Annotated in this window: 21 protein-coding genes; 8 read left to right on the top strand and 13 right to left on the bottom strand. The window is 73.2% G+C overall.

The genetic code is table 11. The annotated features are described in order from the left end of the window. Positions 1-35 precede the first annotated feature (35 nt). The 7 genes from Q0994_RS03045 to Q0994_RS03020 form a co-directional block, all read right to left on the bottom strand. Positions 36-1793, bottom strand: a complete 1758-nt coding sequence (locus Q0994_RS03045; protein WP_299528491.1) for an ABC transporter ATP-binding protein — start codon at positions 1791-1793, stop codon at positions 36-38. Then, a complete protein-coding gene (locus tag Q0994_RS03040; RefSeq protein ID WP_299528488.1) occupies positions 1790-2779 on the bottom strand; it encodes an ABC transporter permease in 990 nt (329 codons plus the stop codon). Before Q0994_RS03040 ends, Q0994_RS03045 begins: the two co-directional genes overlap by 4 nt. After that, a complete protein-coding gene (locus Q0994_RS03035; protein ID WP_299528485.1) occupies positions 2776-3762 on the bottom strand; it encodes an ABC transporter permease in 987 nt (328 codons plus the stop codon). The genes Q0994_RS03040 and Q0994_RS03035 overlap by 4 nt, the downstream gene beginning before the upstream one ends. Before the next feature lie 2 nt (positions 3763-3764). Further along, positions 3765-5492: an ABC transporter substrate-binding protein gene (locus Q0994_RS03030; RefSeq protein ID WP_299528482.1), complete on the bottom strand. Its 1728-nt coding sequence runs from the start codon at positions 5490-5492 to the stop codon at positions 3765-3767. Positions 5493-5732: 240 nt separating this feature from the next. After that, on the bottom strand, positions 5733-5828 hold the full coding sequence (locus Q0994_RS34110; RefSeq protein WP_363325527.1) for an Ms4533A family Cys-rich leader peptide: 96 nt from the start codon (positions 5826-5828) through the stop codon (positions 5733-5735). Positions 5829-5905: 77 nt separating this feature from the next. Continuing rightward, positions 5906-7282: a DUF3152 domain-containing protein gene (locus Q0994_RS03025; RefSeq protein WP_299528479.1), complete on the bottom strand. Its 1377-nt coding sequence runs from the start codon at positions 7280-7282 to the stop codon at positions 5906-5908. Positions 7283-7290: 8 nt separating this feature from the next. Beyond that, on the bottom strand, positions 7291-8256 hold the full coding sequence (locus Q0994_RS03020; protein WP_299528476.1) for an alpha/beta fold hydrolase: 966 nt from the start codon (positions 8254-8256) through the stop codon (positions 7291-7293). Positions 8257-8366: 110 nt separating this feature from the next. Between Q0994_RS03020 and Q0994_RS03015 the strand changes: the two genes are divergently transcribed. The 4 genes from Q0994_RS03015 (at position 8367) to Q0994_RS03000 (ending at position 10421) form a co-directional block, all read left to right on the top strand. Beyond that, entirely contained in the window at positions 8367-8582 is a 216-nt protein-coding gene (locus Q0994_RS03015) for a hypothetical protein (protein WP_299528473.1), read from the top strand. A gap of 287 nt (positions 8583-8869) precedes the next feature. After that, positions 8870-9511, top strand: a complete 642-nt coding sequence (locus Q0994_RS03010) for a TetR/AcrR family transcriptional regulator (RefSeq protein ID WP_299528470.1) — start codon at positions 8870-8872, stop codon at positions 9509-9511. 141 nt (positions 9512-9652) lie between these two features. Next, entirely contained in the window at positions 9653-9880 is a 228-nt protein-coding gene (locus Q0994_RS03005; protein WP_299528467.1) for a DUF3107 domain-containing protein, read from the top strand. A 268-nt stretch (positions 9881-10148) separates the two neighbouring features. Further along, complete coding sequence (locus Q0994_RS03000; protein WP_299528464.1) at positions 10149-10421, top strand: hypothetical protein; 273 nt, start codon at positions 10149-10151, stop codon at positions 10419-10421. Positions 10422-10510: 89 nt separating this feature from the next. Here the strand turns inward: Q0994_RS03000 and Q0994_RS02995 are convergent, their stop codons facing one another. Further along, on the bottom strand, positions 10511-11257 hold the full coding sequence (locus Q0994_RS02995) for a ferritin-like fold-containing protein (protein ID WP_299528461.1): 747 nt from the start codon (positions 11255-11257) through the stop codon (positions 10511-10513). 484 nt (positions 11258-11741) lie between these two features. Here Q0994_RS02995 and Q0994_RS02990 point away from each other — a divergent pair, with 484 nt between their 5' ends. Continuing rightward, a complete protein-coding gene (locus tag Q0994_RS02990; RefSeq protein ID WP_299528458.1) occupies positions 11742-13787 on the top strand; it encodes a DEAD/DEAH box helicase in 2046 nt (681 codons plus the stop codon). Positions 13788-13923: 136 nt separating this feature from the next. After that, entirely contained in the window at positions 13924-14769 is an 846-nt protein-coding gene (locus Q0994_RS02985) for an alpha/beta fold hydrolase (RefSeq protein WP_299528455.1), read from the top strand. Positions 14770-14806: 37 nt separating this feature from the next. On the opposite strand, the gene Q0994_RS02980 is transcribed toward Q0994_RS02985, so the two are convergent. Continuing rightward, the gene (locus Q0994_RS02980) at positions 14807-15724 is read right to left on the bottom strand and encodes an NYN domain-containing protein (protein WP_299528452.1); all 918 of its coding nucleotides are present in this window, start codon (positions 15722-15724) and stop codon (positions 14807-14809) included. A gap of 223 nt (positions 15725-15947) precedes the next feature. On the opposite strand from Q0994_RS02980, the gene Q0994_RS02975 reads away from it, so the two are divergent. After that, positions 15948-16100, top strand: a complete 153-nt coding sequence (locus tag Q0994_RS02975; protein ID WP_007446805.1) for a hypothetical protein — start codon at positions 15948-15950, stop codon at positions 16098-16100. A 122-nt stretch (positions 16101-16222) separates the two neighbouring features. Here the strand turns inward: Q0994_RS02975 and Q0994_RS02970 are convergent, their stop codons facing one another. The 3 genes from Q0994_RS02970 to Q0994_RS02960 form a co-directional block, all read right to left on the bottom strand. Further along, complete coding sequence (locus tag Q0994_RS02970; RefSeq protein ID WP_299528444.1) at positions 16223-16828, bottom strand: MarC family protein; 606 nt, start codon at positions 16826-16828, stop codon at positions 16223-16225. A gap of 158 nt (positions 16829-16986) precedes the next feature. Continuing rightward, a complete protein-coding gene (locus Q0994_RS02965) occupies positions 16987-17853 on the bottom strand; it encodes a PHP domain-containing protein (RefSeq protein WP_299528442.1) in 867 nt (288 codons plus the stop codon). Positions 17854-17939: 86 nt separating this feature from the next. Then, positions 17940-18617, bottom strand: a complete 678-nt coding sequence (locus tag Q0994_RS02960; RefSeq protein WP_299528440.1) for a DUF6758 family protein — start codon at positions 18615-18617, stop codon at positions 17940-17942. Positions 18618-18890: 273 nt separating this feature from the next. Here Q0994_RS02960 and Q0994_RS02955 point away from each other — a divergent pair, with 273 nt between their 5' ends. After that, the gene (locus Q0994_RS02955) at positions 18891-20123 is read left to right on the top strand and encodes an MFS transporter (protein WP_299528438.1); all 1233 of its coding nucleotides are present in this window, start codon (positions 18891-18893) and stop codon (positions 20121-20123) included. Positions 20124-20308: 185 nt separating this feature from the next. Here Q0994_RS02955 and Q0994_RS02950 read toward each other — a convergent pair whose 3' ends face one another. Continuing rightward, the gene (locus tag Q0994_RS02950; RefSeq protein WP_299528436.1) at positions 20309-20737 is read right to left on the bottom strand and encodes a VOC family protein; all 429 of its coding nucleotides are present in this window, start codon (positions 20735-20737) and stop codon (positions 20309-20311) included. Positions 20738-20830: the final 93 nt, after the last annotated feature.

Below are 20830 nucleotides of genomic sequence, written 5' to 3'. Positions count from 1 at the left end.
GCCGGGCCGGCGGGACCGGCGGCGGGGCTGCCGCGTCAGCCCGCCACGCGCGCCGCCCCGGCCGCCGCCGACGGAGCAGGCGCGGACGCCGCCGCCCCGCCGGCCTGCCGGCGCCGGGCCGCGCGCCGGGCCTTCGCCACCGCCGGGTCCAGTGCCGGGACGGCCGCCAGGAGCTGCCGGGTGTACGGGTCGCCGGGGGCGCCGTACACCTCGTCGACGGTGCCCTGCTCCACGATCCGGCCCCCGCGCATCACGGCCACCCGGTGGCTGACCTGCTGGACCACCGCGAGGTCGTGGGCGATGAAGACCAGGCCGATGCCCAGCTCCCGCTGGAGTTCGGCGAGCAGCGCCACCACCTGCGCCTGGGTGGTGACGTCCAGCGCGGAGACCGGTTCGTCGCAGACGATCAGCCGGGGTTCGGCGGCCAGCGCGCGGGCGATCCCGACGCGTTGGCGCTGCCCGCCGCTGAACTCGTGCGGATAGGCGTCGTAACGCCCGGCGTCCAGGCCGACCCGTTCCAGCAGCCCGCCGACCCGCTCGCGGAGACGGTCCTCGTCGCGCTCCCCGGCGGCCCGCAGCGGGTCCGCGACGGACTCGCCCACCGACCGCCGCGGGTTGAGGGAGGCGACCGGGTCCTGGAAGACCATCTGCAACTCCCGCCGGTGCGGGCGCAGTCCCCGCGCCGACAGCGCGCCGATCTCCGTACCCCCGTAACGGCGCCGGCCCGCGGTCGGGTCGGTCAGGCGTACCAGCATCCGTCCGAGGGTCGTCTTTCCGCTGCCGCTCTCGCCGACGATGCCGAGCGTGCGGCCCGCCTCGACGGTGACGGAGACGTCGTCGACGGCGGTGAACCGTCCCCTCCCCCGGCCGAACTCCTTGCGCAGTCCGACCGCTTCGAGCAGCGGCGCGGCCCGGTCCGGAGTCTCCCCGGCCGGTTCCGCTTGCGGCCTGCGGGGGCGCGGCGCCACGACGGCGGCCGTCGTGGCGGGAGGTCCGGGTGCGGGTACGGGCCGGTCCGGCGGCGTGATGCGGGGCACGGCGGAGAGCAGCGTCCGGGTGTAGGGCGCGCGCGGCTCGCTCAGCGTGCGGGCCACCGGGCCGTGTTCCACTTCCCGGCCGTCGCGCATCACCAGGATCTCGTCCACGCTCTCGGCGGCGACGCCGACGTCGTGGGTGACCAGGATCAGCCCCATGCCGGTCTCGTGGCGCAGGTCGTGCAGCAGGTCGAGGATCTGCGCCTGCACGGTGACGTCCAGGGCGGTCGTCGGCTCGTCGGCGATCAGCAGTTCCGGTTCGCAGGCCAGCGCCATCGCGATCAGCGCGCGCTGGCGCATGCCCCCGGAGAACTCGTGCGGGCGCGACCGCGCCCGCCGGGGAGCGTCGGGCACGCCGACCCGGTCGAGCACCGTCACGGCGAGGGCCCGCGCGGCCCGCCGGGAGGCCCGGTTGTGGACCCGGTACACCTCCGCGATCTGGTCGCCGACGCACTGGTACGGGTCGAGCGAGGAGAGCGGGTCCTGGAAGACCATGGCGGCCTTCGCCCCGCGCAGCGCCCGTATCTCCGCGTCGGACGCGCTCAGCACGTCGGTGCCGGCGACGCGCACGGAGCCGCCGACCGCCGCGCCGGTCCCCCGGTGCAGTCCGAGCAGGGCGTAGGCGGTGGCGCTCTTGCCGGACCCCGACTCGCCGACGACGCCGAGGGCGGCCCCCTCGTCCAGCGTGAAGGAGAGCCCGTCCACGGCGCGTACGCCGTCGAAGTCGATGGTCAGTCCGGACACTTCGACGAGGCTCATGAGAGCACCACCCGACGGTCGGCCAGCGCCTGGAGGATGTCGGCGACGGCGTTGGCGAGGACGACGAAGAAGCCGGTGACCAGCACCAGCCCGACGACGACCGGGAGATCCACGTTCTTCACGGCCTCGACGAGTTCCCGTCCGACGCCGGGGATGTCGAACAGCGACTCGGTGAGCACCGCGCCGCCGAACATCGAGCCGATGTCCAGCGCGCCGAGCGCGATCACCGGTCCGAGCGCGCCGCGCAGGGCGTGCCGCCCGACGATGGCGCGTTCGCCGACTCCGTACGCCCGGAAGGTGCGCACATGGTCCTCGGCGAGGGTCTCCAGCATCGACGCGCGGGTCATCCGGGCGTACGGGGCGGCGGTGACGAGGGCGAGCGAGACCCAGGGCAGCAGCAGGTTCCAGGCCCACTGCTCGGGGTCGTCGGTCAGCGGCACGTAGTCGGGGAACGGCAGGATCCGCAGGACGGAGCAGCAGACGATGATGAGCAGCAGGCCGACGACGAAGACGGGCGTCGCCATGCCGGCCAGCGTCAGTCCGGTCAGCACGCGTTCGGTGGCGCGGCCGCGCCGCCAGACCGAGAGCAGCCCGGTGCCGACGCCGAGCACGATCCACAGCACGAACGCGCCGAGGGCCAGCGAGGCGGTGGCGGGGAGCTTGGCCAGGATCATGTCGGTGACCTGCTGGTCGTCCTGGTAGGAGCGGCCGAGGCAGGGTGCCTGGCAGTGCAGGACGCCGGTACCGGTGGAGTAGTCCCGGCCGGCGAAGATGCCTTGGACGAAGTGGGCGTACTGGACGTACACCGGGTCGCCGAGGCGGAGTTGGTCGCTCACCTGGGCGACCTGCGCGGGTGAGCACCGGGGACCGCAGGCGATCTGGGCGACGTTGCCGGGGGCCACGTAGAACGCGGCGTAGACGACGACGCTCAGCACGAAGAGCACCAGCAGCGCGCCGCCCGCGCGGCGCAGCAGGAAGCGGGTCACGCTCCGGCCTCCTTCTTGCGGCCGGTGCCGATCCGCAGCCGCGAGGCGACGCGCGGGTCGAGCGCGGTGCGGACGCCCTCGCCGAGCACGGTCAGCGCGAGCACGGTGACGAAGATCAGCAGGGCGGGGATCAGCAGGTAGGTGGGGGCGGCGCGGTACCAGGTGTCGGCGTCGCTGAGCATCTGTCCCCAGGACGGAGTCGGCGGTTTGATGCCGACCCCGAGGAAGGACAGCGCCGCCTCGACGACGATGTTGCCGGGGAAGAGCAGCACGGCGTAGGTGATGACGGGGGCGGCGAGCGCGGGCAGCAGTTCGCGCCGGGCGATCCGCACCCCGCTCCAGCCGCTCAGCCGGGCCGCCGCGACGTGGTCGAGCTGTTTGAGGGCGAGTGTCTGCGAGCGCACGATCTTGGAGATGCCGGACCAGCCGACCAGGCCGACCATGACCGCGATGAGGACCGGCCGGGGGAATCCGGCGGGCACCACGGCGAGCGCGGCGAGGGCGATCACCATGACGGGCAGCGCGACGACCACGTCGGTGAGGCGGCTGAGCGCCTGGTCGACCCAGCGGTTGCCGAGCCCGGCGGCGAGCCCCACGGCGACGCCGACGAGCACCTGGAGCAGGGTCGCTCCGAGGGCGACGCCGAGCGAGACGCGGGCGCCGTAGGCGACGCGGGCGAACAGGTCGCGGCCGGTGAGGGGTTCGACGCCGAGCCAGTGGTCGGCGCTCATGCCCCCGAAGGCGCCGACCGGCACCCCGCCGGTGGCGGAGTCGACCAGGTCCGGGTGGTAGGTGGTGGGGTCCTGGCCCTCCACGGCCGCGAGCAGCGGCGCGGCGAGGGCGGTCAGGACGAGCAGGGCGGCGACGGCGCCCGCCACGACGGCGGACCGCCGGGCGCGCAGCCGCCGCCAGAAGGCGTGGGCCCCGGAGGCGGGGGCCGTCCGGACGGCCCCCGCCTCCTGGATCAGCAGGGGTGCGGTCATGGCTACTTGACCGCGACCTGCGAGATGTCCAGCACGCCCGTCCAGTCGCTGATGACGACGTTCTTGACGGACGAGCCGTAGAGCCGCTGGTAGACGGGGTGGAACAGCGGCACGGTCAGCGCCTGTCCGCCGATCTTCTCGTCCAGCGCGCCCCAGCGGGCGGCGGCGGCGCCGAGGTCGGTGAGCTTGTTGATCTCGTCGATCTCCTTGTTGACCGACGCGTCGTCGAGCTGCGCGGAGTTGAAGTTGTACCCGGACTTCACGATCTGGCGGCCGTCGAAGATCGGGGCGAGGAACGGCCCGCCGGACGGCCAGTCGGCGCCCCAGCCGGCCAGGAAGAAGCCGGGCTCGGTCTTCACGTTGTACACCGTGTCGGAATAGGCGTTGTCTTCGAGGCCCTTCAGCTCGACGGTGATGCCGGCCTTCTTCAGCGCCTCCTGGAGGGCGGTGGCGATCTCCGGGCTGGTGGCGAAGTCCTTCGCGTTGGAGTGGGTCAGGGTGACGGTCAGCCCGTTCGGGTAGCCGGCCTCCTTCAGCAGCTCCCTGGCCTTGACGGCGTCACCGGTCTTCCCGGCGGGGAAGGCGTCGTAGGCGGTGTGCCCGAAGGACTTCTGCTCGGGCAGGAAGGTGGTGGCGGGCTCGGCGAGCGCGGAGCCGCCGGCCGCGTTGACGACCGAGGAGCGGTCGACGGCGTAGGAGATCGCCTGGCGCACCTTCGGGTTGTCGAACGGCTTCACCTTCGGGTTGAAGGCGATGTAGTTGGTGTAGCCGAAGTGGCCGGTGCCGACCCGGGCGGCGAGGTCCTCGTCGCCGGTGACCTGGGCGAGTTCGGCCGGGCCCAGGTTGGTGTCGGTGGTGACGGCGGCGGCGTCGGCGCCCCGGGAGGCGGAGAGCCGCTGGTTGATGACGGCGGAGTCGAGCCCGGAGCGGACGTCGATCCTGTCCGGGTAGGCCTTGCGCTCGGAGTCGGTCTTCGCGGACCAGTAGGGGTTGCGTTCGAGGACGAGGCGTTCGCCGTCACCCTCGTTGGAGACGACCTTGTACGGGCCCGAGGAGACGGGGTGGTTCTCGTACGCGGCGCCGGTGTCCTTGGCCTGCGGGACGGGGGTGGTCTGGGTCTGGGTCGCCAGGTAGGGGAACTCGCCTTCGGGCTTGTTCAGGTGGAAGACGATCGTCCGGTCGTCGGGCGTCCCGATCGAGTCGAGGCCCTTCTTGTCCTTGTAGGGGCCCTGGTAGTCGGCGCCGCCGATCAGCCAGTCGCGCAGGTAGGGCGCGCCGCCGGAGAGTTCGGCGGCGAACGAGCGCTCGATGCCGTACTTGACGTCCGCGCTGGTGATCGCGGTGCCGTCCTCGTACTTCAGCCCGTCCTTGAGGGTGTACGTCCAGACGGTGGCGTTCTCGCTGGGCGTGCCCAGGTCGGTGGCGAGGTCGGGGACGACCTGCGCGCCGGCCTCGCCGTTCTCGCGGTTGCGGGTGGTGAGGGTGCGGAAGACGAGGGAGGGGACGTTGCCGCCGCCGGAGGTGTAGAGCCGTGCCGGGTCGAAGTCCGACTGCGCCGTGGAGTTGAGGACGGTCAGCGTGCCGCCCTCGGCGGGCGCGCCGGTCGCGCCGGACCGGCCGGCGGCGCTCTTGCCGGACTCCTCGGGTCCGCAGGCGACGGCGCCCGCTCCGACGGCGAGGACGACGGCCGCGAGGGCGGCTCTGCGGGCTGTGACGGACGGATGACGCATCGGAAGACGACCTCTCGGTGGTGCCGCGAGCAGGGGTGGCGCAGGCGTGGGACGGTCTGCGGGGTGGGGGCTCACGCGGGCTGCGGCACCGGGGGTCCGCCGCCCCGGGGACACCGGGACCGGAGGGAGACACCGAAGAGGCCGCGCCTGCGGGCGAAGTGCGCCCGGACGCGGCCGTCATGAGGGCCCCGCACCCCCGCAGGGGGTCACGGAGCGGACCGACGCGCGCTCGGGCGGGCGTCAGCGACAGAGGATGTCGGCTACGCAGTGCACGGTCACGCCGATCAGCGCCAGCCGGTGGGCGGCGCTCTCGGGGAGATCATGACTGCGTGACATGGGGAGAAATATGCGTGACACACGCACCTGCGTCAACACCGAATGAGACAGCCGTCCCATCATCCGGACAGCTCGTGTCAACTACCCGGATACGCCCAGGGGTTGGGTTTGCACGTGATCCCATCGATATCGAGCGATTTGGTCTGCTGCTGCATGACCGGGGCGAGCGCGCCCGGCGTCCGGCAGCTCACGTGGTTGTGTCCGAGCCGGTGGCCGACCTCGTGGTTGATGAGCATCTGCCGGTAGGGCAGCAGCTTGTCGGGGCCGAAGGTCGCCGAGCCCTGCGCCCACCGGTAGGCGTTGATCATCACGCGTTCGGTGGCGGCGGAGTCGCAGGAGACGTTGTCGACCGTCGTGTCCAGCCCCGACTTCGCGCACCAGACGCCGGTGGTGCCGGGACTGGCCAGGGTGATGACGAAGTCGGACGAGCCGGAGGAGACCCGCTCGAAGGTCATCGCGCCGTCGTGCGCCCAGCTCCGGTCGTCGTTGAGGGTCTTCTGCACCGCCTGCGCGAACAGTGCGGCGTCCAGCCCGAGCCCCTTCTCCACGTCGATGCGGTAGCGGAACTTCTGCCCGGTTCCCGGCGCCTTCGCCCGCCCGGGGACCGCCTCGAACTCGCCGCTCGCCTTCAGGTCGGGCGCGAGGGGGTAGGGGGTCGCCATCGCCTGCTCGTACGAGGGCCTGGCGGCGGCGGACGGCTTCCCGGACTCCGGATCCGCCCGGGTGTCCGAACGGGAGGCGTCCGACTCACCGTCCCGGCCCGTCCCGGCGGACTTCAGGGTGCCGATCGCGTCCTTCGCGGGCTCCTGGGCGACCTGCCCGGCCACCACCACGGCGAGGACGGTGGTCACGGCCGCGGCGGCGATGCCGGTGAAGACGCGGGCCAGGCCGCCCTTGCCGCCGGACTCCTCGGTCCCGGTCCGCGCGCCGTCGTCGGAGCCGTCCGAACCGTCTCCGGTCCCGGCGGCCGGCTCGTCCCGTACGGGATGCGGCGCGGCCGGACCGGGAACCGGCCGGCGCGGGGCGGGCGGCAGCATGTCGAAGGCGTCGACGAACTCCCGCCGGGGGCCCGGTATCAGCGGGGCTCCGCCGGCGGCCGGGCGGCCGGCCTGCGGGCCGGGCCCCCGCCCGGGGGCGCCGGGCGGCGCGGAGCGCGGCGGGGTCTGCGCCGGAGCGCGGCCGGCCGGCGGGCCGGAACCCCAGCCGCCGCCCGGCTCGTGCTGCTCGGGGTGACCGCCGCGCACGGGTGACTCGCGCTGCTCCGGACGCGTGTGGCGGGCCCCCGGCGCCTCGGCGCCGGGGAAGGGGGCACGGGCCTCGCCGTGCCCGGCCGCCGTACCGGCCCCGCGCCTGCGACGGCCGCTGCCGGGGTTCTCGGCGCCGTCGTCCGCCGCCGGGTCCGCCCCGCTCCCGGTGCGGGCGGCCCCGGGACCGCTTCGGCTGTGTCGTCCCACGCCCCGGATCAGCTCCTGCCGCTGTCGTCCAGCAATTCCCGGAAGGCGCGGGCCACCACGTCCGGGTACTCCATCATCGCCACGTGCCCGGCGTCGGGCAGTGACAGCAGGCGCGCGTCGCGGAAGGCCGCGGACGCCCTGCGCGCCATACGGTACGAGACGAGCCGGTCCCGCCCGCCGTACACCAGGAGGGTCGGCGCGAGCACCCGCTCGGCCTGGCGCCACAGCCCGTGCTGGCCTCCCAGCGTGTAGGCGTCCACGATGCCCCGCGCGGAGCGGGCCATCGCGTCCCAGAAGTACGGCAGTTCCAGCCGGCGCTCCATCTCGGCGACCGCGTGGCGGAAGCCCTCCTCGGAGACCCGTGCCGGATCGCCGTAACAGAGTGCCATGACTCCGCGGGTGCGCTGTTCGGCGGTCCAGTCCCGGCTGAGCCGGGCGAAGAGCGCGGCCACGCCGGGGACCGCGAGCAGCCCGGTGGGGACGGCGGGGCGCTGGACGCGCAGTTCGGGCAGCGCGGGCGAGACCAGGGTCAGGGTGCGCACCAGGTCCGGGCGGACGGCGGCGACCCGGGTGGCGACCGCCCCGCCGAGGGAGTTGCCGAACAGGTGGACGGGGCCGAGGCGTTCGGCGTCGAGCAGCCGCACCACGGCGCGGGCGTGCCCCCGCACCGAGTAGTCGCCGTCGTCCGGGGGCGGCGAGTCGCCGAACCCCGGCAGGTCGACGGCGGTGCCGTCGACCGTGTCGGAGAGCAGGGCCATCAGGTCCGACCAGTTCTGCGAGGACCCGCCGAGCCCGTGCACGAACAGGGCGGACGGCAGACCCTCGCCCTCACCGGGCCGGGACCGGAGGGTGAGGCCGAGACCGGGCAGGGAGACGGTGCGCAGACGCTCGCCGTCGGCGACCCTGACGGCCCCGACCGTGGGGGCGACGGCCGCGGCGGCGGCGCTGATACCCGGCAGCTCGGTCGAAGACATGCGGCAATGTTACGAGACGATCACGCGCCGCTTCACGTGTTCGCGGTCACAGGACGCATCGCGGGGCAGGAGGGACACACCTAGGCTCAAGTCAACGGAAGGGAGTCACCATGACGGTCGATCCGAGCGACCCGGAGACCTTCGAGGACGCCCCGCCCCCGGAACGGGGCGACGAGACCCCGGAGGCGGACGCCGCCGAACAGCGGGCCGACGTCGTCCCCGAGGAGGACGAACCGCTCACCGCCGTCGATCCCGCCCACGCCGACGAGGCGGACGCCGCGGACCAGAAGCGCGTCGTGTCCCTGCACGAGGACGACTACCGGTAAGCCGCGCCGGACGGGTGCCGCCCGGCGGGGAGCGCGTCGGGCGGCAACCCTCCGACGGCTCCGACGGCTCCGACGCGATCGTCACGGTTGCGCACCCACCAGCGGCGGGATTGTCAGTGAAAATGCTGATTCGACCTGCTCCTGCCGGTATACACGGCTACCCCTGGTGTCCGGTCCGTGAAATTCTGCGTCCGCGCCGCGCACGCCCGGGTTACTCAAAAGTACGATGGGTGCGTGGCACGACGTGCACGGAACGGCTGTGCCCGATCATCTATTTGGGAGGCGGCGTGAGCGCCATCGAGCAGACAGAGGCAGCGCGCCCGCGGGGCACCCGCCTGCCCCGCCGCGCCCGACGCAACCAGCTCCTGGGCGCCGCCCAGGAGGTCTTCGTCGCGCAGGGTTACCACTCCGCGGCGATGGACGACATCGCGGAGCGGGCCGGGGTCAGCAAGCCCGTGCTGTACCAGCACTTCCCCGGCAAGCTGGAGCTGTACCTCGCACTGCTGGACCAGCACTGCGAGTCGCTGCTCCAGGCCGTGCGCACCGCGCTCGCCTCGACCACGGACAACAAGCTGCGCGTCGAGGCGACGATGGACGCCTACTTCGCGTACGTCGAGGACGAGGGCGGCGCCTTCCGCCTCGTCTTCGAGTCCGACCTGACCAACGAGCCCGCCGTGCGCGAGCGGGTCGACCGGGTGTCGCTCCAGTGCGCCGAGGCCATCTCGGACGTCATCGCGGGCGACACCGGCCTGTCCAAGGACGAGTCGATGCTGCTCGCCGTCGGCCTCGGCGGCGTCTCCCAGGTGGTGGCCCGCTACTGGCTCTCCAGCGGCTCCAGCATCCCGAGGGACACCGCGGTCCAGTTGCTGACCTCGCTGGCCTGGCGCGGCATCGCGGGCTTCCCGCTGTACGGCACCGAGCAGCCCTGACGCGTCGCGCACGGACGTCCGGCCGCCCGTGTTCGCTCCCAGCGTTCCCGGTAGGGCCGTGGGCGCGCCGGTGGCCGGGCTAATGTGGCTGCGTACGGCGCGGCTCACCGCGCAGGGACTGACCGTCGGAGGGACATAGCCGTGGAGGTCAAGATCGGGGTTCAGCACACGCCCCGGGAGATCGTTCTGGAGAGCGGGCTCAGCGCCGCGGACGTGGAGAGCGCGGTCGCCGACGCACTCGGCGGCAAGGCTCAGCTGCTCAGCCTCACGGACGAGAAGGGCCGCAAGGTCCTGGTGCCGGCCGACCGGATCGCGTACGTCGAGATCGGCGAGCCCACGGCCCGCCGCGTCGGGTTCGGCGCGCTGTAGGACGTCACGCCCGTGACATACGGAGCGGCCCGGCGGGATTCCCGCCGGGCCGCTCCGTCATGCCGTGCCGGTGCGCCCGGCCGGGGCGGGACCGGCCGGAGCGCCACCGGCCGGGACGGGACCGGTCAGGTTGCGGCGAGGTTTCCGTAGGTGACGGGAGGATTGCCCTCAGAGAGCGGCGGGTAGGACGCCCTGTGACCGATTCGCCCTCTCCGTCACCCGCGGAAGAGCGGACATCCCGCCACAGACCCCCACGAGGTGATCTTCCGTGTTCTGGGAATCCTTCGGCTCCGTCGTGCTCGGCCTCGCCCTGGCCTGGGCCGCACTGCACACACTTCCCGGCCGCCTTCCGAGCGGCCGGACGGTCTATGCCGCGGGCGCCCTGGGGACCCTGTTCGGCGTGTACCTGACCCGCTCCACCCTCGGCTCCGGCCACCTGCCCGTCACCCTGGTCTGCGCGGTGCTGGTCGGCGCGATCACGCTCTCGTTGCTGATCCGGCCGCGCGCCCGACGGAACATCAGGTCGGCCGCCGCGCAGTAGCGGAGCGCCTTCTCCAGGACCGCCGGTCGCCTCCCGCGACCACCCCGATCGCGTCGGCCCGGCCGACGCGATCGGCGCGTTCCGGACGGTTACGCGGCCAGTCCGAGCGCGGCCATCCGCTTGGTGTGGGCCTCGGTGATGCGGGAGAACATCCGGCCGACCTCGGCGAGGTCGAAGCCGTCCGCGACCCCGCCGACCAGCATGGTCGACAGCGCGTCGCGCTCGGCGACCACCCGCTGGGCCTGCGACAGCGCCTCGCCCATCAGCCGCCGCGCCCAGAGCGCCAGCCGGCCGCCGACGCGCGGCTCGGCCTCGATCGCGCCGCGCACCTTCTCCACGGCGAAGTTCCCGTGCCCGGTGTCGTCCAGCACCGCCAGCACCAGCGAGCGGGTGTCGGTGTCGAGCCGGGCGGCCACCTCGCGGTAGAAGTCGCTCGCGATCGAGTCGCCCACGTACGCCTTGACCAGGCCCTCCAGCCAGTCCGACGGGGCGGTCTGGCGGTGGAAGGCGTCGAGCGGCTTGGCGAAGGGCTCCATGGCGGCCGCCGGATCCACCTCGATCGCGGTGAGGCGGTCGGTGAGCTGCTCGAAATGATGGAATTCGGCGGAGGCCATCTTCGCCAGAGCCGCCTTGTCGCCGAGTGTCGGCGCGAGTTTCGCGTCTTCCGCGAGGCGCTCGAAGGCCGCGAGTTCGCCGTAGGCGAGGGCGCCGAGAAGATCGACGACGGCGGCGCGGTACTGCGGGTCCGCGGCGGCCGTGGCCCAGTCCTGGGCGGCGATCCGGGTCGGCGCGGCGGCCTCGTCGGCTGATTCAGTGGCGTTGTCAGGCGTCTCCATGCAGCGCAGAATAGCCCGCTTCCGCACCTGCTCCCGGGGCCGGTCGGTCACCGGCACCACACCGTTCCGATGAATTCGCCCGACACGTGTGCGCGATTCCGGGGTACAGTGGTAATGCGCTTACTGAGCATTGCTGTGCACTGCTGTGCCGGAAGCGCGACCTTGAATGAGGATGCCCGGTCGGTGGCCCGATCGGCTCCGACCCGACAGCCCTCCGCGTGGGTCGCACATCACGTGCGACGCATATGAGGGGCCCCCTCAGCGGCACGAGCGCTCGAGCGACGGCAGTGGTCCCGCGCCACCCGCGCCCTCCCACAGGGCCGGATGACCAACCCCGGCACGGTACGACCCCCAGCGTTCGCCTCGGTCCGCGTCTCACAGAAGAGGCAGAACCCTGACTACTTTCCGCGACCTCGGGATCCTCCCCGAGACGGCCGAAGCCCTCGAAGCCGTCGGCATCCTGACCCCGTTCCCCATCCAGGAGATGACGCTCCCCGTAGCGCTCTCCGGCAGTGACGTCATCGGCCAGGCCAAGACCGGCACCGGCAAGACCCTCGGTTTCGGTCTGCCCCTGCTGGAGCGCGTCACCGTCCCCGCCGACGTCGAGGCGGGCCGCGCCGCGCCCGACAAGCTCACCGACGCGCCGCAGGCGCTCGTCGTCGTGCCCACCCGCGAGCTGTGCCAGCAGGTCACCAACGACCTGCTGACCGCCGGCAAGGTGCGCAACGTGCGCGTGCAGGCGATCTACGGCGGACGCGCCTACGAGCCGCAGGTCGAGGCACTCAAGAAGGGCGTCGACATCGTCGTCGGCACGCCCGGCCGCCTGCTGGACCTGGCCGGCCAGCGCAAGCTGGACCTCTCGCACATCCGCGCCCTCGTCCTCGACGAGGCCGACGAGATGCTCGACCTGGGCTTCCTGCCGGACGTCGAGCGCATCATGACGATGCTGCCGGCCAAGCGCCAGTCGATGCTGTTCTCGGCCACCATGCCCGGCGCCGTCATCAGCCTGGCGCGCCGCTACATGTCGCAGCCGACGCACATCAACGCCACCTCGCCGGACGACGAGGGGACGACCGTCAAGAACACGACGCAGTTCGTCTACCGCGCCCACAACATGGACAAGCCCGAGATGGTCTCGCGCATCCTCCAGGCCGACGGCCGCGGACTCGTGATGATCTTCTGCCGCACCAAGCGCACCGCCGCCGACATCGCGGAGCAGCTCGAAAAGCGCGGCTTCGCCTCCGGCGCGGTCCACGGCGACCTCGGCCAGGGCGCCCGCGAGCAGGCGCTGCGCGCCTTCCGCAACGGCAAGGTCGACGTCCTCGTCTGCACCGACGTCGCCGCCCGCGGCATCGACGTCGAGGGTGTGACGCACGTCATCAACTACCAGTCCCCCGAGGACGAGAAGACCTACCTGCACCGCATCGGCCGCACCGGCCGCGCCGGCGCCAAGGGCACCGCGGTCACGCTGGTCGACTGGGACGACATCCCGCGCTGGCAGCTCATCAACAAGGCGCTGGACCTGAAGTTCCCGGACCCGCCGGAGACGTACTCCACCTCGGCGCACCTCTTCGAGGACCTGGGCATCCCGGCCGGTACCAAGGGCGTGCTGCCCCGTTCCGAGCGGACCCGCGCGGGTCTGCGCGCCGAGGAGCTGGAGGACCTGGGCGAGACGGGTGGCCGGGGACGCAAGTCGTCCTCCGGTCCCGCCGCCGCCCCTGCCCGCGAGCGCGAGGAGCGCCCGGCCCGCACGCCGCGCCAGCGCCGCCGCACCCGTGGCGGCTCGACGGAGACCGGGACCGGCGCCGTCGAGAACACCGTGACCGTCCCGGCGCCCGCCACCGAGGCGGCTCCGGCCACCGAAGCGGCTCCGGCCGCCGAGGCCGGCTCCGCGCCGGAGACGCGCACGCCGCGCCGCCGCCGTCGCGGCCGGGTGGGCGTGGCCGAGGGCGTCGCCGCCGAGGCCGCAGTGGCCGTGGCGGAGAAGCCGGACGTGGCCGCGGCCGTGGCCGAGGCCCCTGTCGCCCCGGTCATCGCTCCGGCCGTCGACGCTCCGGCCGAGCCGGTCGCCGAGCCGAAGGCCCGCCGTCGCCGCTCTCCCGCGAAGACGGCCGTGGCGGCACCCGAGTTCCAGACGGTCGCGGGTGCGGCCGGCACCGCCGAAGAGACCGCGCCGGTCACCCGGCCGCGCCGCCGCGCCCGGGTCGTGAAGCCGGCCGAGGACGAGGTCGACTTCCAGATCGCCCCCGCCTCGGAGCCCGAGCCGGAGACCCGTTCGCGTACCCGTCGCCCCCGTACGGCCGCCCAGCCGAAGACGGAGACGCGGGCGGCGTCCGCGCCGAAGTCCGCCGCCGCGGACCCGGCCGAGGAGAAGCCGCGCCGCCGCACCCGCCGGGCCCCCGCCGCGGAGGCCGCGGAGGCCGCCGTGGGCGCAGCCGCCGCGCCGGCCGAGGCCGAGGCCGCCCCGGCGAAGCCGCGCCGCCGCCGTGCGACCCGGCCGAAGACCGAGGTGCAGTCGACCGAGGGCTGATCCGCCCCGGTCCGCAGGATCCCCTGACGGCCCCGCCCCACGACACCGATGCCGGCCCACGGCACCGGCGCCGGGGGCGGGGCCGTCGCGCATGCCCGCACCCGCCGCGCGACCGGCCACCCCTTAACCTCGTGGCATGAGCCGCCCGTCCACCTTCGCCCCGCCCCCCTGCGCCCGCCCCCGTACGCTGCGGACCGCGCGCGGGGACTTCGCCGTACTCGACGCCGCGCCGTCCGCCCCGCCGCGCGGGACGGTGCTCATGCTGCCGGGCTACACCGGCAGCAAGGAGGACTTCGTCGCGTTGCTCGAGCCGCTCGCGCTGGCGGGTTTCCGCACGGTCGCGGTGGACGGCCGCGGCCAGTACGAGAGCGCGGGGCCGGACGACCGGGCGGCGTACGCGCAGGCCGGGCTGGCGCAGGACGTACTGGCGCAGGCGGCCGCCCTGAACGGCGGCGGGCCGCCGCACCTGCTGGGCCACTCCCTCGGCGGCCAGATCGCCCGCGCCGCCGTCCTGCGGGCGCCGACCGCGTTCCGCTCGCTGACCCTGATGTCCTCCGGGCCCGCCGAGATCGCCCCGGCGCAGCAGGACAAGGTCAAGATGCTCAGCGACGCGCTGGACGTGCTGACCATGGCCGAGGTCTGGCAGGCCATGCGGCTGCTCGACCCGCCCGAGGACGCCGACACCGGGGACGGCGAAGGGCTGCGGCTGCGCTGGTTGCGCCACAACCCCGCCCAACTCGTCGCCACCGGAACCCAGTTGTGCACCGAGCCGGACCGGGTGGACGAGCTGGCCGCGACCGGTCTGCCCGTCCATGTGATCTCCGGCGAGAGCGACGACGTCTGGCCGGTGGAGCTGCTGGACACCATGGCGCACCGGCTCTCCGCGCGGCGGACGGTCGTCGCGGGCGCCGAGCACTCCCCCAACACCGGTCGCCCGGCCGAGACGGCGGCGGCGCTCGTGGGGTTCTGGACCGGCCTCTGACCGGACGGGGCCCAGGGAGGACGGGGCCCCGTCCCGCTCAGTACTGCGCCTGGAGGTGCTGCCAGAAGCCGTCCCGCAGGGCCCTGCGCAGCGAGGCGTGGCCGCGCAGCGAGCGCTGGAGCAGGCGCTCGGCCTCCACCAGCAGGTCCTGGTCGACGGAGCCCGGCAGGTAGGGCTGGCCGGGCAGCAGGTCGGCGAGGGATTCACGGCCCCGCGCGACCAGCCAGGCGGCGGCGATCTGCGCGCCGACGAACCGGACGTCCTCGCGGGACGGCATCGGGCCGCCGCCGTCGTCCTCGTAGGTGGTGACCGGGCGGCGGGTGACGTAGGGTCGGCAGAAGTCCAGGTCGAAGGTGCGCGAGCTGTCGACCTCCCAGAGCAGCGGTTCGGCCTGGTTGCGGCCGTCCCCGGCCTCGATGCCCCAGAGGTGCACGCGGGCGCCGTACCCCTGCGCGGCCTCGACCGCGGAGACCAGGTCCTCGTCGCCGCCGACGAGCGCGGCGTCGCTGATGGCGCGGTGCCGGGCGAGCGATTCGAGGTCGGTGCGGATGAGTGAATCGACGCCCTTCTGCTGGTTGTTGGCGTTCAGGTTACCCAACCGCACCTTGACGTCGGGGAGTTCGGCGATGGTCTGCTGCTCGGTGGTGTGGATGCGGCGCCGGGCGCCGTCGTACCAGTAGACGCGCAGCAGCCGGCTGTCGGCGAAGATCGTGCGCGCCTTGTCGATGAAGGCGTCGATCAACCCCTCCGCGTCGAGGTCGAAGGAGCGCCGGTCCTCGGTGCCGGTGACGAGGAGTCCCGCCGCGGCGTAGACGTATCCGGCGTCCACGAAGATCGCGTGCGTGGACGGGGTCTTGGACACCTCGGCCAGGACGCGCTGCAGCAGCTCGTTGGTGAGGTCGAGACGTTCGTGGAGTGCGTCTTGGTCGTGGTGGTGTGGGCCCGTGTCGTTCACGCGGCACCCATGATCATGCGGAAACGGGGAAGCATACGCAGACACAAGGGGTACTTAGACATCCAAAACTTTTCCTTAGCGTAGGGAATGTTTGTCGCGGGCAAGCCGTTGCACCCACTGTGGAGCGCAGGACGAAGACGCCTTGCGCTCATATCCTTGCGGATGGGTACCCCCCGTCCGACCAGCAGTTCTCCAGCAGGAGGATCAGACGAAGGGAAGCCGTATGCGCTTCGAGATCATGCGACTCGACGATGTCGACGGTACCGCCGTGGACAGCACCGTCGTGGACGCCGCCTCCGTCAACCGAATCGTGCAGCAGGCCGCAGCGATGGGCCAGCGTATCTATATCCGGCCGGCCGACAGTTCGGCTTCGTAACCCTTTTCCCGCAGTACGGCCCGCCGCGCAGGAGGGCCCGTCGACGAAGCACCCCCGTACGGACTCATCCGTGCGGGGGTGCGGTGCGTCCGGGGCCGGACGGGCGGGCGGGACGGCCGCCCTCAGGCGCCCCGGACGACCTGGGTGACGCCGTTGATGATCTGCTGCACCGCGATGGCGGAGAGCATCATGCCGGCGAGCCGGGTCACCAGCACCACTCCGCCGTCCTTGATGACGCGGATGATCAGCAGCGAGTAGCGCATGGTCAGCCAGAGCACCACGTGCATGGCGACGATCGCCGTCCACACCGACACCTGGCTGCTCAGCGAGTGCGCGTGCTGTACCGCGAGGATCACCGACACGATGGCGCCCGGCCCGGCGAGCAGCGGCATCCCGAGCGGCACCAGGGCGACGTTGACGTCCTTGGTCTGGGTCGGCTCGTCGGTCTTGCCGGTCAGCAGGTCCAGCGCGATGAGCAGCAGGAGCAGCCCGCCCGCGATCATCAGCGCGGGCACGGAGACGTGCAGGTAGTCCAGGATCTGCTGCCCGAGCACGCCGAAGACCGCGATCACGCCGAAGGCGACGGCGACCGCCTGGAGCGCCATGCGGCGCTGCACCTTGGCGGGGCGCCCGGCGGTGAGCGCGAGGAAGATCGGGGTGATTCCGGGCGGGTCCATGATCACGAACAGCGTGAGGAAGAGGGATCCGAAGACAGCGATGTCGAACACGGGTGAGCCTTGCGAGAGAGGTGGGGCAGGGGGAAGGAGAGGGCCGCGCACGGCGCGCTCCGCCCACCGGCGGGGTCCGGCGGCCGGCGGGGAGGGCGTCGCGTGGGCGGTGGCGGGTACGCGACGGGGCGCGCGGGTCCGGGCGGCCCGCGGCGGCGTCAGCGCAGGAGCGCTCCGCCGGCGCCCGGCACCGGGAAGGCTCCCGTGGCGCGCCGGGTGATCTCGCCGTAGATCTCGGGGTCGGTGGTGTATTCACCGAGCCGGACGGTCTTACGGCTGCCGTGGTAGTCGCTGGAGCCGGTCGTGAGCAGTCCGGTCCCGGCGGCGAGCTCCCGCAGCCGCTCCCGGGTGGGGGCGTCGTGGTCCATGTGGTCGACCTCGATGCCGTCGAGCCCCGCCTCGGCGAGCCGGACGATGGCACTCTCCGGGACCACCGTGCCGCGCTTGACGGCCCGCGGGTGGGCGAAGACGGTGACGCCGCCGGCGGCCTTGACCATCCGGACGGCGTCGAACGCGTCGAGTTCGTGCTTCTCGGCGAACGCGCGTCCGCCGTCGGCGAGCCACTCGGGCGTGAAGGCGTCCGAGACGGTGTCCACGACGCCGAGTTCCACCAGGGCGGTCGCGATGTGGGGGCGGCCGACCGAGCCGTCCCCGGCGATCCGGGCGACCTGTTCCCAGGTGACCGGGACGCCCATCCCGCGGAGCTTGTCGATCATGGCGCGGGCGCGCGGCACCCGGTCGTCCCGGACGAGCTCGCGCTCGCGGGCGAACTCGGGCTCCTCGGGGTCGAAGAGGTACGCCAGCATGTGCAGCCCGACGCCGTCGAGACGGCAGGAGAGCTCGGCGCCGGTGACGAGGGTGAGCCCCTCGGGGAGCGCGGCGACGGCTTCGGCGTGGCCGCGGACGGTGTCGTGGTCCGTGAGGGCGACGACGTCGAGCCCGGCGGCCCGCGCGTGCGCGACCAGTTCGGCGGGGGTGTCCGTGCCGTCGGAGGCGGTGGAGTGCGTGTGCAGATCGATGCGCACGGCGGACGCTCCATTGCTGGCGACGGAAGGGGACGCTCCAGGATAACCGTCCCTTCCGGCGCGCCCCGACCCGCGCGGGCATCCCCCTAGGCGCCGGGCCGCGCCCGTGGGGGCGGGGCGTCCGGGGCGGCGAGCAGCTGCGGGGAGAGCGCCCCGCAGGGCACCAGCTCCACCTCGGCCCCGGCGTCGCGCAGGTCCGTCAGCACCAGTTCGTCGTACATCAGGATCGCGGACCGCTCGGGCCGCACGACGGCCCAGAGCCAGATGCCGCGCGCCTCCCCGGCGAAGACCGCGCGGTCGGCGGGGGCCGACCGGACGTGCCAGAGCGGGGTGGACCGGCCGGCCGCGTGGACCTTGGCCTCGGGGACGGTGTCGAGCCGGAGGGAGGGGCCGGGGTCGGGACCCTCCAGTCCCGCGTACCGCGCCCCGAGTCCGACGCCGGGCTCCTCGGCCACCAGCAGCATCTCCCCCGTGCCGCCGAGCGGTCCCGGCCCGGAGCAGGCGACGGCGGTGGCACGGCTGCCGCCCCGGTCGTCCCCGGCGTGGGCTACGCCGGTGAAGAGCCAGCCGACCGGCAGCGGCCACGGCATCCAGACGGGGACCTGGGCGCGGCCGACGACGGCGCCCAGCACCTCGACGCCCGGCGGCACCACGGGTTGCAGGGGATGGACCCGGCCGTGCGCGTCGCACTGCCAGGAGTCGGCGAAGAGACCGGGCGCCCTGACCCGGCCACCGCATCTCGGGCAACTGGGTTCGCCCCTCATAGCGCTCCACGGTCCACCCCGTCCGGCGTCCCGTCAAGGCGGATCACCTGCCGAAAAGCAGAGTCACCCGACCGTGGCGGCGGCGTCCGCACCGACGCCCGGTGCCCCCGGCACGGACCCTCCGGGCAGACCCCTTCCCCCTACGGACCACCCGGAGGTGCGACGCCCGGAAGGCGCTCACCCGCGTAAATAAATGTAGCTTGCATTTATTAGTGCCCCTAACTTATTCTGTGCATAACACAGCTACTTCATCGGAGAGAGGCGAGTCATCCCATGCCGGGAAAGGATCCGTTCGACGAGGGCGCGGGCAGCCTGCTGCACCAGCCCAAGGCGGTCTGGGCCACCGCGGGGGCATCCGTCGTGGCGTTCATGGGCATCGGGCTGGTGGACCCGATCCTGCCGTCCATCGCCAAGGGACTGGAGGCCACCCCCAGCCAGGTGTCCCTGCTGTTCACCTCGTACTTCCTGATCACCGCCATGGCGATGCTCGTCACCGGTTTCGTCTCCAGCCGCATCGGCGGCCGCAAGACGCTGCTGCTCGGCCTCGCGCTCGTCGTCGTGTTCGCCGCCCTCTCCGGCACCTCGTCGTCCGTGGGCGAACTGGTCGGCTTCCGGGCGGGCTGGGGCCTCGGCAACGCCCTCTTCGTCTCCACGGCGCTCGCGGTGATCGTCGGCGCCGCGGCCGGCGGCAGCGCGGCGGCGATCCTGCTCTACGAGTCGGCGCTCGGCCTCGGCATGGCCTGCGGCCCGTTGGTCGGCGCCCTGCTCGGCAACGCGAGCTGGCGCTACCCGTTCTTCGGCACCGCCGTCCTGATGGCCATCGGCTTCCTCTGCATCACCGCGTTCCTCAAGGAGCAGCCCAGGCCCGCGAAGAAGACCTCGCTGCTCGATCCGGTCAAGGCGCTCGGCCACGGCGGGCTCGCCTCGGTGGCGACCTCGGCGTTCTTCTACAACTACTCGTTCTTCACGATCCTGGCCTTCACCCCGTTCGTGCTGGACATGACGCCTTACCGTTCCGGCGCGGTCTTCTTCGCCTGGGGCCTACTGCTCGCCGTCTTCTCGGTCCTCGTCGCGCCCCGCCTGCAGGCCCGCTTCGGCTCGCTCAAGGTGGTCGGCGGATCGCTCGTCCTGCTCGCCGTCGACCTGCTGGTGCTCGGCTACGGCGACCACACCGCGGCGATCGTCTGCACGATCCTCTCCGGCGCCTTCATCGGCATGAACAACACCGTCTACACCGAACTCGCCCTCGGTGTCTCCGACGCCCCGCGCCCGGTGGCCAGCGCCGGCTACAACTTCGTCCGCTGGTTCGCCGCGGCCGCCGCCCCCTTCCTCGCGCCGAAGATCGAGGAGTGGAGCGACGTCCACATCCCGTTCGTCGTGGCCGCGGCCACCGCGGTGATCGGCGCGCTGGTCGTCCGGGTCCGGCGCACCGCCCTCACCCACGAGGCCGAGGAGCTCGAGCCCCGGCACGCCACCGAGGACGGCGTCTCCGCCTTCGCCGGCTGACGAGCCGCCAAGAAACCTCCGGACCCGCGCCCCCGCGCGCGGGGACCGGGCACCGACCGCCCCGCCCGCAGCTCCCCCTCCTGGCCGCGCGGCGGGGCTCCGCCCTGCCCGGGGGCACACGCCGGGACCGGCGCCGTGGACGGATCCGCTCGGCGTGAGGCCCTGACGGGGCCGCCGCCCGGCCGCTAGGGCCGGAGGTACGGCCGGGTCATGATCTCCATGTTGTGACCGCCCGGGTCGTCGAAGTACGCCCCGCGTCCGCCGAAGAGACGGTTGATCCGGCCCGGTTCGGTGTGCTGGGGGTCGGCGAAGTAGGCGACCCCGACCGCCTCCAGGCGGGTGATCATGGCGTCGAAGTGCTCGTCGGGCACAAGGAAGGCGTAGTGCTGCGGCTGGATCGGCTCGTCCCGCTTCTCGTAGTAGTCGAGCGTCACACCGTTGCCCAGGTCGACGGGCAAGAACGGCCCGAAGGGGGCGCCGACCCTCACCCCCAGGATCGCGGCGATGAACTCGGCCGAGAGGTGCCGGTCCGCGGCATAGACGGCGGTGTGGTTCAGCTGGATGGCGTTGGCCGACGGCTCAGCTTCCTGCCGGCGTCGCTCTTCGTAGGGCATGGGTGGACGTGTCTCCGAGTCTTGGGTCCGCTGTCGAGCGCCGCGTGCGGGCGCCGGGAGGAAAGACAGGGAGGCGTCGGCGGGGCTCTCGCC

Source organism: uncultured Streptomyces sp. (genome assembly GCF_947488945.1).
Taxonomy (GTDB): domain Bacteria; phylum Actinomycetota; class Actinomycetes; order Streptomycetales; family Streptomycetaceae; genus Streptomyces.
The sequence above is the reverse complement of the archived record's forward strand: the minus strand, read 5'-3'. Positions and strand labels throughout refer to the sequence as shown.

Excerpts from the sequence above, each read along its gene's own strand:
- Q0994_RS02955 (WP_299528438.1), top strand. The coding sequence starts at position 18,891 with ATGCCGGGAAAGGATCCGTTCGACGAGGGCGCGGGCAGCCTGCTGCAC.
- Q0994_RS02960 (WP_299528440.1), bottom strand. The coding sequence starts at position 18,617 with ATGAGGGGCGAACCCAGTTGCCCGAGATGCGGTGGCCGGGTCAGGGCG.
- Q0994_RS03020 (WP_299528476.1), bottom strand. The coding sequence starts at position 8,256 with ATGTCTTCGACCGAGCTGCCGGGTATCAGCGCCGCCGCCGCGGCCGTC.
- Q0994_RS03045 (WP_299528491.1), bottom strand. The coding sequence starts at position 1,793 with ATGAGCCTCGTCGAAGTGTCCGGACTGACCATCGACTTCGACGGCGTA.
- Q0994_RS02985 (WP_299528455.1), top strand. The coding sequence starts at position 13,924 with ATGAGCCGCCCGTCCACCTTCGCCCCGCCCCCCTGCGCCCGCCCCCGT.
- Q0994_RS02995 (WP_299528461.1), bottom strand. The coding sequence starts at position 11,257 with ATGGAGACGCCTGACAACGCCACTGAATCAGCCGACGAGGCCGCCGCG.
- Q0994_RS34110 (WP_363325527.1), bottom strand. The coding sequence starts at position 5,828 with ATGTCACGCAGTCATGATCTCCCCGAGAGCGCCGCCCACCGGCTGGCG.
- Q0994_RS03015 (WP_299528473.1), top strand. The coding sequence starts at position 8,367 with ATGACGGTCGATCCGAGCGACCCGGAGACCTTCGAGGACGCCCCGCCC.
- Q0994_RS03035 (WP_299528485.1), bottom strand. The coding sequence starts at position 3,762 with ATGACCGCACCCCTGCTGATCCAGGAGGCGGGGGCCGTCCGGACGGCC.
- Q0994_RS02990 (WP_299528458.1), top strand. The coding sequence starts at position 11,742 with ATGACGCTCCCCGTAGCGCTCTCCGGCAGTGACGTCATCGGCCAGGCC.
- Q0994_RS03030 (WP_299528482.1), bottom strand. The coding sequence starts at position 5,492 with ATGCGTCATCCGTCCGTCACAGCCCGCAGAGCCGCCCTCGCGGCCGTC.
- Q0994_RS02975 (WP_007446805.1), top strand. The coding sequence starts at position 15,948 with ATGCGCTTCGAGATCATGCGACTCGACGATGTCGACGGTACCGCCGTG.
- Q0994_RS02950 (WP_299528436.1), bottom strand. The coding sequence starts at position 20,737 with ATGCCCTACGAAGAGCGACGCCGGCAGGAAGCTGAGCCGTCGGCCAAC.